This window comes from Pseudomonas inefficax, assembly GCF_900277125.1.
GTDB lineage: Bacteria > Pseudomonadota > Gammaproteobacteria > Pseudomonadales > Pseudomonadaceae > Aquipseudomonas > Aquipseudomonas inefficax.
The window spans coordinates 129,158-139,945 of sequence record NZ_OPYN01000240.1; the positions used below are offsets into that span (position 1 = coordinate 129,158).

The 10,788-nt window shown below is 64.3% G+C and carries 7 protein-coding genes; 5 read left to right on the forward strand and 2 right to left on the reverse strand.

What is annotated here, in order from left to right:
* The first annotated feature begins 135 nt into the window (after nt 1-135).
* Nucleotides 136-5,181, forward strand: a complete 5,046-nt coding sequence (locus JV551A3_RS30460) for a trifunctional serine/threonine-protein kinase/ATP-binding protein/sensor histidine kinase (protein WP_133976274.1) — start codon at nt 136-138, stop codon at nt 5,179-5,181.
* Between the two features lie 116 nt (nt 5,182-5,297).
* Here JV551A3_RS30460 and ycaC read toward each other — a convergent pair whose 3' ends face one another.
* Together ycaC and JV551A3_RS30470 are read right to left on the reverse strand one after the other, a co-directional pair.
* Complete coding sequence (gene ycaC, locus JV551A3_RS30465; protein ID WP_004375560.1) at nt 5,298-5,924, reverse strand: isochorismate family cysteine hydrolase YcaC; 627 nt, start codon at nt 5,922-5,924, stop codon at nt 5,298-5,300.
* 73 nt (nt 5,925-5,997) lie between these two features.
* The gene (locus JV551A3_RS30470; protein ID WP_133976276.1) at nt 5,998-6,360 is read right to left on the reverse strand and encodes a helix-turn-helix domain-containing protein; all 363 of its coding nucleotides are present in this window, start codon (nt 6,358-6,360) and stop codon (nt 5,998-6,000) included.
* A gap of 137 nt (nt 6,361-6,497) precedes the next feature.
* Between JV551A3_RS30470 and JV551A3_RS30475 the strand changes: the two genes are divergently transcribed.
* From JV551A3_RS30475 to JV551A3_RS30490, 4 genes are all read left to right on the forward strand, one after another.
* Nucleotides 6,498-7,469 (forward strand): GlxA family transcriptional regulator, encoded by a 972-nt coding sequence (locus JV551A3_RS30475; RefSeq protein WP_133976278.1) that lies wholly within the window; start codon nt 6,498-6,500, stop codon nt 7,467-7,469.
* Nucleotides 7,470-7,711: 242 nt separating this feature from the next.
* Complete coding sequence (locus JV551A3_RS30480; protein WP_133976280.1) at nt 7,712-9,499, forward strand: monovalent cation:proton antiporter-2 (CPA2) family protein; 1,788 nt, start codon at nt 7,712-7,714, stop codon at nt 9,497-9,499.
* Nucleotides 9,500-10,013: 514 nt separating this feature from the next.
* Nucleotides 10,014-10,307 (forward strand): hypothetical protein, encoded by a 294-nt coding sequence (locus JV551A3_RS30485; RefSeq protein WP_133979383.1) that lies wholly within the window; start codon nt 10,014-10,016, stop codon nt 10,305-10,307.
* A gap of 97 nt (nt 10,308-10,404) precedes the next feature.
* Nucleotides 10,405-10,713, forward strand: coding sequence for a transposase (locus tag JV551A3_RS30490; RefSeq protein WP_133979385.1), 309 nt, complete (start codon nt 10,405-10,407; stop codon nt 10,711-10,713).
* The last annotated feature ends 75 nt before the right edge of the window (nt 10,714-10,788 follow it).

Here is a 10,788-nt window from a genome sequence, read left to right on the forward strand (position 1 = left end):
CAAAAGCCCGTCAGCCCCCAGGGGACGATAACGGACAACAGCGTTCCCGTTCCTGCCAAGGAGTCTGCAGCCCGCATCCGTGCTGGGTCCGCTGCGTATACTCGCGCGTCAGGATGTCGCTAGCAGGGGTGCCTTATGCTCGATGAACGCCTTGCCCACAGGCCCATCGATTACGACCAGTCCATCGACGAGGGCTGGCTGAACCGGTGCGACATCAGCGCGCTGGGCCAGGAAGGTGAGCTCAGCTACTTCCGCCTGCGCGACCCTGCCACCCATCAGGCCTGGATCGCCGTGCGTGCCCCGCGCGAGGCCCCCGCCGCCTGCCAGCGCCTGGAACGTGACTACCGCCTGCAACTTGACCCGCAGTGGGCGGTGATCCCCTCTGCGTTCGTGCGTTCGGCCGAAGGCCCGCTCCTGGTGTACCCGGCCGGCCGCTCCATCGCCGACCTTATCGCAGAAGGCCCTGCGGCCCTGGCGCCGTTTCTCGATATTGCGGTGAATGCGGCCACTGCCTTGGCCCAGGCCCACGAACGCAATGTGCTGCACGGCGCGCTGCGGCCCGAGCATGTGTGTCTGCATGCCAACCAGCGAGTGCGGCTGGGCTGCTTTCGCGCCGAGCCGACGGGGCTCAGCGAACAGGGTACCCCGCTCGGCAACTGGGCGTACCTGGCGCCGGAACAGGTCTGCCCGCACGGCAGCAGTAGCGACCGACGCACCGACATCTATGCCCTGGGCGCCATCCTCTACCAGCTACTGGTGGGCGAATTGCCGCTGGCCGGGCGCGATACCCAGCACTGGCGCCAGTTGCATGCCGGCGTGCAGCCAAGAGCAGCCTGCGAAGTGGACCGCAATGTGCCGCAACCTCTCAGCCGGATCCTGGCCAAGGCCTTGGCCAAAGAACCGGACGCCCGCTACCAGACTGCCCGCGCCCTGGCGGTGGACCTGGCCCATTGCCAGCGGCAGTGGGCCGCCAGCAAGTCCATGGAGGCCTTCGAACCCGGCTGTGCCGACCCGGTCACGCCCGACCGCGCACGCCTGTATGGCCGCTGCGCCGAGCAGAAGGCCATCGCCCTGTTGCTCAAGGCCCTGCGTCGTGAAAGCCAGCCACAAGCCCTGTTCATCAATGGGGCTACCGGCATGGGCAAGTCGAGCCTGGTCGAGGCAGCACTCAAGGCCAACGCCCAGGGTTACTGGGCCACCGGCAAATGCAATGGCGTTGCCCAGGCCGTGCCCTACGCGCCCTGGGTCGAAATTCTCGGCACGCTGACCACCCAGTTGCTGGCCAAGAACAGCCAGGACCTCGACACCCTGCGCCGCGAGATCCTGCGCCGCATCAAAGGCCACGGCCGGCTGCTCGGCAAGCTGGCGCCAGACCTGCAGCTAGTCCTCGGCCCCTTGCCGGAGTTACCGGCCAAGCCCACGCGCCTGGCGCTACAGAAGGAGCTGCGGGCGATCGTCGAATTTCTGCAGGTGTTCGGCCGCCCCGGCCAGCCGCTGGTGCTGTTTTTCGATGACCTGCAGTGGGTCGACGACGCCAGCCAGCAACTGCTGGCGCAACTGCTGGCTCACGCGCCCGGGAACCTGTTGCTGATCTTCGCCCGGCGCAATGATGCGCCAGCCAGCAGTACTCCCCTTGCCCTGCCCACAGCGGTGCGCAGCACCACGCTGAACCTGCGGCCCCTGGCCGTGGGCGCGGTGGCCGAGCTGATCGGCGAGCGCTACCATGTCGGCCCCGAGGACGCATTGCAGGTGGCCGAGCTGGTGCACGAAAAGACGGCGGGCAACCCGTTCTTCATCAATCAGATTCTCCGGGCCCTGGTCGAGGACCAGCTGTTCACCTTCGACACCCAGGCTATGCGCTGGTCATGGTGCCTGAAGGCCGTGGCCCGCCACCGCTATTCCGACAATGTCGCCGACCTGATGATCCACCGCCTGGCGCGCCTGCCAGAGCCGCAGCGCGACCTGCTGCGGGTGGCCAGCGCGGCGGGCAGCCGCTGTGATGAACGCCTGCTTCAGCAGGTGCTCTCTCAAGTGCCCGGCGAACCGTTGAAAGCCTTGATTGGCGCGGGTTTCCTGCAATCGGGCCAAAACGGCCTGGGCTTCGCCCACGAGCGGGTAATGGAAGCCGCCTACACTCTCACGCCCGCGCGCGAGCGTGCCCAGCTGCATGCACGTATTGCCCAGGCCATGCGCCAGGCCGGGCCGGGCCGCCTGCAAGAGGCACTGTTCGAGCTTGCCAACCAGCTGCAACGCGCCAGCCCATGCGGCTTTTCAGCAGATGACTGCGAAGCGTTCCTGCAACTTTTACACGAGGCAGCGGCACGTGCACGCGACGGTGGCGCTCTCGAACAGGCAGCTGGTTACCTGCACACGGCCGAGCAGTTGCTGCACCGCGGCACAACGCTGGAAAGCCGCGCCACGCATGGCTTTGCCATAGCCTGCATGGCCACCGAGTGCGACATGCAACTGTCGCGAATGACCGCGGCCGAGGCCCGCATCAGCGAATGCCGCCAGCGCGCACGCTCGGCGTTGGACCAGGCGCGGGTGTGCCGCCTGCAGGCACTGCTGTACACCTTGCGCGGCGACTATCAAGCGGCCATCGACAGCGCCATATCCGGCCTGGACTTGCTGGGTATAAGCCCGGTGCGGGGTATCGACTGGCAACAAGTCGAAGCCAGTCATGCCAATGTACAGGCCTTGGTGGAGCAGAAAGGCCGCCACTGCCTGGAGTCGCTGCAGCGCACCGATTCGGAGGAAGTGACAGTTGCCATCAGCCTGCTGGCCACCCTGTCGTCATCATTTTTCGTAAAGGACGACATCTGCTTCCTGCACCTGGCCAAGCTCATGGAGCTGTCGCTGTTGCACGGCGTCGCCCCGGGCAGCACCTACGGCATGGCCTGGTACGGGGTGATGATTGCCGAGCGCTTCGGCGCCTACCATGATGGCCATGCTTGCTGCCTGGCTGCGCTCAAGCTGATAGAGCGGCACGGTTTCGACGCTGACCTGACCAGCGCGCTACTGGCCCTGGACCAGGTCAGCGCCTGGACTTCGCCCATGGAGTTCGCCCGCCGTACCGCAATGGATGCAGTCGACTCCGGGCGCCTGAGCGGGGACCTGGCGATGAGCTGCTATGCCTGCAACCACCTGGTTTCCGATTCGCTGTTCATGGGCCGCTACCTGCCGGACGTGATCGAGGAGCTGGCGCAAGGCCTGGCCACGGTGCGCCGCTACGGTTATCGCGACGTCGAGCAGATCCTGCAGGCCCAGCAAGCGTTCGTCGCCAAATTGAGCGGCACGCCCTGCCCGGCCATGGCCGCAGCCTCGAAATCGCCCACCACACGGTTCTTTCAGTACCTGCTGGCCGGCATGTGCGACTTCTACCTGGGCAACATCCCGCAGGCCATGCGCAACCTGACACTGGCCGGCGACAACGCCTGGGCGGTACCGGCACACATCAACCTGGCCGACTATCACCTGTTCCGCGGCCTGGCCCTGGGCAGCCCCGAAGCCGTTGGCAGCCTTGCCGACAAGCTGCGCGAGCTTCACGCCCTGCGCGAACGCTTCGGCCGCTGGGCCGGCTTCAACCCGGCCACCTTCCGCAACAAGCTGCTGCTGATCGAAGGCGTGATCGCCAAGCTCGAAGGCGACGGCCTGGCCGCGATCCGCTGCTTCGACCAGGCACAGATCGCAGCCACCGCCGCCGGTTTCATCCATGAACAAGCGCTGGCCCACGAACAGCTGGCCGAGGTCTGTATCCCCAGCGGCCTGATATCCGGCGCCAACCTGCACCTGCGCATCGCCCGCGACTGTTTCCATATCTGGGGCGCGACCGGCAAGGTGCACCAGCTGGAGGCTTTGCACCCGTTCCTGCGCACCCAGCCGATCCAGGAAAACCACCGCGCCACCCACCAGGCCAAGCTCGACCTGGAAGCCGGCATCGAGGCAGCACGGGCGCTGTCCGAGGAAGTGCTGCTTGAGGGCCTGATCGAAACCCTGATGGGCCAGCTGACCCAGCATTCCGGCGCCGACCATGGTGCACTGCTGATCGTCAGCGGTGCCGAATTCCAGATGGCTGCACTCGCCTACATCGACGCCGCCGGGTTGCACGTGAGCATGGACGACTGCCAGAAGTTCATGACCCAGGCGCCGCTGTCAATTATCAACGCCACCATGCGTACCAAGAAGCCGCTGGTGCTCAACGACGCCCTCAGCGATTGCCCGGAGGCTTTCCGCCAGGAGCTGCAAGCGCGCAACGCCCGTTCGGTGCTGTGCCTGCCGCTGGTGATCCAGGGCGTGCTGATCGGCCTGGTGTACCTGGAAAACCGCCTGGTGCCGAACCTGTTCGGCAGCCAGCGCCTGGCCATGCTGGAAATCCTCGCCTCGCAGGCGGCGGTGTCGCTGCAGACCGCCAAGTTCTATACACGCCTGGCCGAAGACAACCAGACCCGTGCGCAGATGGAGGCCGAGTTGCGCCGCTCCCGCGCGGAGCTGTCGCGCACGGCGCATCTGCAAGTGATGAACGAACTGTCGGCGTCCATCGCCCACGAGATCAGCCAGCCGCTGCTGGGCATCGCTTCCAACGCGGCTGCCAGCCTGCGCTGGCTGAAGCGCGCCAAACCCGACCTGGAAGAGGCGATTGCCGGCCTGGAAGACATCCGCAACGACAGCGAACGGGCCGCCAACATCGTGCGTGCGCTGCGCTCGCTGGCCAAGCAGTCGCCGATGCAGCTCAAGGTGGTGAAGCTGGACGAGCTGATCCGCGAAGTGGTGCGCCTGACCTCGGCCGATGCCGCCAAGGGCAAGGTGGATGTGCAGACGCGCTTGCAGGCGGGGGTGGGCGTGATGGCCGACCCGGTGCAATTGCAGCAGTTGGTGTTCAACCTGATTACCAATGGCCTGGAGGCGCTGACGGGGTATCGCAGTGATGGGGTGCTGCGGATTGCATCGGCGATGGTCGGGGATGGGGTGGAAATCTGGGTGGACGACAACGGGCCGGGGATTGCAGCGGATGAGCGCGAGCGAGTGTTCGAGGCGTTTCATACCACCAAGATCGGCGGCATGGGGATGGGCTTGGCGATCTGCAACTCGGTGGTGCAGGCCCATGGTGGGCAGTTGCAGGCGCTGGTGTCGGAGCTGGGGGGGTGCCGGATTCGCTTCACTTTGCCTGTTAATCATTCTTAGCCTGTACCGGCCCTTTCGCGGGTGAACCCGCTCCCACAGGGGAACTGCATAGCCTGAGGACTGCACGGTTCCTGTGGGAGCGGGTTTACCCGCGAAGGGGCCGGTACAGGTTTACATCAACGGGCGCTCAAGGCCGCATAGCTGTTCATCAGGTTGCGGTAGTTGGGAATGCGCTGCGACAGCAGGTTGCCCAGCCCTTCGATGTCGTTGCGCCAGTCGCGGTGCAGCTCACAGGCCACCGAGAACCAGTTCATCATCTGCGCGCCCGCCTGGGTCATGCGCACCCAGGCCGCCTGCTGCACGGTTTCGTTGAAGGTGCCCGAAGCATCGGTCACCACGAACACTTCAAAACCTTCCGCCAGCGCCGACAGGGTCGGGAACGCTACGCACACATCGGTCACCACGCCAGCGATGATCAGCTGCTTGCGGCCAGTAGCCTTGATCGCCTTGACGAAATCTTCGTTGTCCCAGGCGTTGATCTGGCCTGGGCGGGCAATGTACGGCGCATCCGGGAACATCTCTTTCAGCTCGGGCACCAGCGGGCCGTTCGGGCCTTGCTCGAAGCTGGTGGTGAGAATAGTCGGCAGGCCGAAGAACTTGGCCAGGTCGCCCAGGGCCAGCACGTTGTTCTTGAACTCGTTGGGCGAGAAGTCCTGCACCAGCGAAATCAGGCCGGTCTGGTGATCCACCAGCAGCACCACGGCGTCGTCTTTGTTCAGGCGCTTGTAATCGGGTTGGCTCATCGGGGTGACTCCTTGGGTTGGAAAAACGGGCCGGCACTGTCCACAAGGGGCTATACCGGCGGATAGGTTCGGCTTAAGGATGGGCCTGGGCCTGGCGCCAGGCCTTGGGCGGCTGGCCGACCAGGCGGCTGAAGGCACGGGTGAAATGGGCCTGGTCGCAAAAGCCGCATTCCAGGCTCACATGGGTAATCGGCGCCTCGGTGGCCAGCAGGCGCTTGGCCTTTTCCATGCGTGCGAGCAGGCGCCAGGCCTGTGGCGAGAGGCCGGTGTTGACCTTGAATGCACGGGAGAAGTGGCTGCGGGTGAGGTTGCAAACGCTGGCGATCTCGATGATCGACAACGGGCTGTGCAACATCAGTTCCTTGGCCCGGCGCAACCGCGCAGGCGTCAGCGCGCCGGGCGGTTGCAGCGGCGCTTGGGGCGTCCCGAGGTGCATGGCGACTCTCCTGTTCAATGCAGAAAGTCTCGCCCTCGGCACATGACAAAGTCCTGAGGCAAACCTGAATTGTTCTTAATTGTGTGCGGCTGGATACCTTAAGATGCATGACATATTCAGCTATAGAGCCAAGATGCATGCAGCAGAACGCCCACCGCACCGTGGCCATGGTGCTGTTCAACGATGTGTTGTTGCTGGATGTCACGGGGCCCATGGATGCGTTCGCCATCGCCAACCGGTTCTTGCCTGCCGAGCGGCAATACCGATTGCTGACGCTGGCCGAGGGGCAAACGGCGGTGCGCGGCTCATGCGGGCTGAAAGTGATCGCCGACCTGCGTCTGGAGGATTTGCCGGAGGCCGTCGACCTATTGCTGGTACCAGGCGGCCCAGGGGCCTATGACATCGCCCTGCCAGGCATCGAACGCTGGCTGCCCCAAGCCGTGCGCCGGGCCAAACGCTTCGGCGCCATCTGCACCGGGGTATTCCTGCTGGGCCGTGCCGGGCTGCTGAATGGCTATCGCTGCACCACCCACTGGAACTACGTGGAGCGCCTGGCACAGGCGTTTCCCGAGGCCAAGGTCGAGACCGAGCAGATCTATGTGATCGACCGTTGCCTGATTACCTCGGGCGGCATCACTGCGGGCATCGACCTGGCACTGGCGGTAGTGGCCGAGGACCATGGCAAGGCGCTGGCGCTGGAAGTGGCCAAGGTGCTGCTGGTCGCCCGCCACCGCCAGGGCGGGCAAACACCCTACGGGCCGCTGCTGGCGGCTGTACCGCGGGATGATTCGCCGATTGCCCGGGTGCAGGCGTACATCGTCGACCATATCGAGCAAACCTTCACCGTGCAGAAAATGGCCGACCTGGTGGCCATGAGCGGGCGCAACTTTGCCCGGACGTTTCTGCGCGAGGTAGGGATCACGCCGCTGCAGTACCTGCAAAATGCGCGGATCGACCGGGCGCGCAAGCTGCTCGAGTGCGGCGACCTGCCGTTGAAGGTAGTGGCGGCGCAGTGCGGGTTTGGTAGTGACCGGCATTTGCGCAAGGTGTTCTGCGAGCGGATTGGCATGACGCCGGCGCAGTATCGGGCGCAGTTTGGTGGCAGCTGAGTATGTAGATTTCCTGTGCCGGCCTCTTCGCGGGTGAACCCGCTCCCACAGGGGATGCGCAAGCTTGAAGGCACCGCTGTTCCTGTGGGAGCGGGTTCACCCGCGAAGAAGCCAGCACGACTGTCACCTTGTTCAGGACAATGTGTCTTCTCCACAGCAGATTGTCTGGCACCCACCAATTCCCCAGAATTGTCCGCCAAACTGATCTAACGCTGCCCCGGCAGCTCATGGAGTACGAGCCAATGCCACACGAAGGCAGCCTTCTGCAAACCGCGGTGATCTTCCTGCTTGCCGCTGTCCTCGCCGTCCCGCTGGCCAAGCGCCTGCAACTGGGGGCCGTGCTCGGTTACCTGCTCGCCGGTGTGATCATTGGCCCGCAGGCGCTGGGCCTGATCCGCGACACCGAAAGCGTGGCGCATATTTCTGAGCTGGGCGTGGTCCTGCTGCTGTTCATCATTGGCCTGGAACTGTCGCCCAAGCGTCTGTGGCTGATGCGCAAGGCCGTGTTCGGCGTCGGCACCGCCCAGGTGCTGCTGACCGGTGCGCTGATCGGCGCCATTGCCCTGTTCGGCTTCAGCCAGACGCTACCGGCGGCCATCGTGCTCGGCCTGGGCCTGGCGCTGTCGTCCACCGCCCTTGGCCTGCAGAGCCTGGCCGAGAGCAAGCAGCTGAACGCCCCGCACGGCCGACTGGCGTTCGCCATCCTGCTGTTCCAGGACATCGCCGCCATCCCGCTGATCGCCCTGGTACCACTGCTGGCCGCCAGTGGCCCGGACACCAGCCACGGCGACAGCCTGGAGCACGGCCTGAAGGTGTTCGCCAGCATCGCCGTGGTCATCGTCGGTGGCCGCTACCTGCTGCGTCCGGTGTTCCGCACCGTGGCTCGCACCGGCCTGCCGGAAGTGTCCACCGCCACCGCGCTGCTGGTGGTGATCGGCACTGCCTGGCTGATGGAAGAAGCCGGCATTTCCATGGCCCTGGGTGCCTTCCTCGCCGGCCTGCTGCTGGCCGATTCGGAATACCGCCACGAGCTGGAATCGCAGATCGAACCGTTCAAGGGTCTGCTGCTGGGGCTGTTCTTCATCAGCGTCGGCATGGGCGCCAACCTGCACCTGCTGCTGGAAATGCCGCTGGTGGTGCTGGGCCTGACCCTGCTGCTGGTGGCCGTGAAGCTGGTGTTGCTGATCGGCGTCGGGCGCCTGGCCGGTGGCCTGAACAGCGCCAGCGCCCTGCGCCTGGGCATGGTGCTGGCTGCCGGTGGCGAGTTTGCCTTCGTGGTGTTCAAGCTGGGCAAGGACCAGGGCCTGTTCGATACCCAGACCTATGACCTGCTGCTGATGACCATCACCCTGTCGATGGCCATCACCCCGCTGCTGATGATTGGCTGTGCCCGCGCCCTCAAGCGCCCGCAACCGGCGCGTGAGGTGCCGGAGCATTACAAGCAGATCCAGACTGACACGCCACGGGTGGTGATTGTCGGCATGGGCCGCATGGGCCAGATCGTCGCGCGCATCCTGCGGGCACAGAAGATTCCGTTCATTGCCCTGGAAACCTCGGTGGACACCATCGAGATGACCCGCATGTTCGAACAGGTACCGGTGTTCTACGGCGACCCGCTGCGCCCCGAGGTGCTGCATGCTGCCAAGGTGGGCGAGGCGGAGTATTTCATCATCACCATCGATGACCCAGAAGCTGCCATTCACACGGCGGAACGGGTGAAGCGCCTGTACCCGCACCTGAAAGTGCTGGCCCGCGCGCGTAACCGCCAGCATGTGCACAAGTTGGCGGATGTCGGTGCCGAGCCGATTCGCGAGACGTTCTACTCCAGCCTGGAGATGACCCGCCGGGCATTGGTGGGGCTGGGGTTGAGCGAAGAGCAGGCGGCGGACCGGATTGCGCGGTTTACCCAGCATGACGAAGAGGTGCTGGTGGCCCAGGGGCAGGTGCGGGATGACCGGGCCAAGGTTATGCAGACAGCCAAGGAGGCCCGGGCGGAGTTGGAGCGGTTGTTTGATTCGGATGCGGATTGAGGGTTGGCGCATCGATTCAGGAAGAGGGCTCAGGCCCTCTTTTGTATTTTTAGATTGAGATTGTCTGGGTCCGCTACGCGGCCCTTCGCGGGCATGCCCGCTCCCACAGGTACTGCACCGCTTGCCAGGCTTGCGCTATTCCTGTGGGAGCGGGCGTGCCCGCGAAGGGCCGCGCAGCGGACCCAGTGCACAAAAATATCAGCAGCATCCTACTTCGTTGCGAGCCATTTCCTACTCAGCCATACCATCTGACGAATTATCCTACGCACCGTGTCGAAGCCCGTCTGATTGTCCGGGGAAAGCCTGCTCTCTAGGCTTGCCGGGTCGCTGTCGGTTCAGCGATCGGGTGTGGAAACCCGGCAGGTAAATCGGAATAGCTGTTGTCATGGCAGCTGCGCGCGGGAGGCCGAATGGCCTGCCGGGGTTCCGATAGCCTGGCTTTCCACCCCGCGTGCAGCCGCCACCCTTCGCGTGGAAACGGATGGTGCCGGCCAACCTCTATCGGAGTTTGGCTATGAAAAAAATTGTTCCCAATCCACCTCTTCCCGACACCAAAGAGCGCGCTTTCAGCCGCTGCGATGCCGGCCATCCACCTTTGTTCACAGTAAACCCGGGCGTCTCCGCCCACGACGCCTTGGTGCATGTCGCCCAGTACCTGCGCGGCGCCTACGACTGCGGCTACAAAGCCCTGGAACACCTGGATGAAACCGGCAAGAGCCTGTTCTGGAGCAACCTGAATGCGCTCGAAATGGCGGAAGGGTTGGTTGAGGCATTGCTGGATGGGATTGAATCGCAGCCCATGAAGTGATGCTGTCCTTGCTGGCCTCTTCGCGGGTGAACTGAACTGGCCTAATGATCCCGGACACCTCTTAAGGGCGATATGATTCGCCCAATCAGGAGGTTTCATGCAAGAACGAAAGACCTACACCCGCGAGTTCAAGCAACGTGCCGCCAGCATGGTTCTAGATGACCACTGCTCGATTCCCGACGTCTGCGCTTCAATGGACGTCGGCCCTACAGCCCTGCGCCGCTGGGTTGATCAGGTACGTAAAGAGCGACAGAAGGGCCAGCCAGTAGCCGGTACCAAAGCGATCAGCGACGAANAGCGAGAGCTCCAGCAACTGCGAGCCAAGATCAAGCGCCTGGAGACCGAGGCTGAAATCTTAAAAAAGGCTACGGCTCTCTTGATGTCGGATCCCGATCGTTTTTCCTGATCGAGGAACTGAGAGAGTCAGGNTCGTATCCGACCAGCCTCCTTTGCAGTGCGCTGAGCGTGTCCCGTAGCGCGT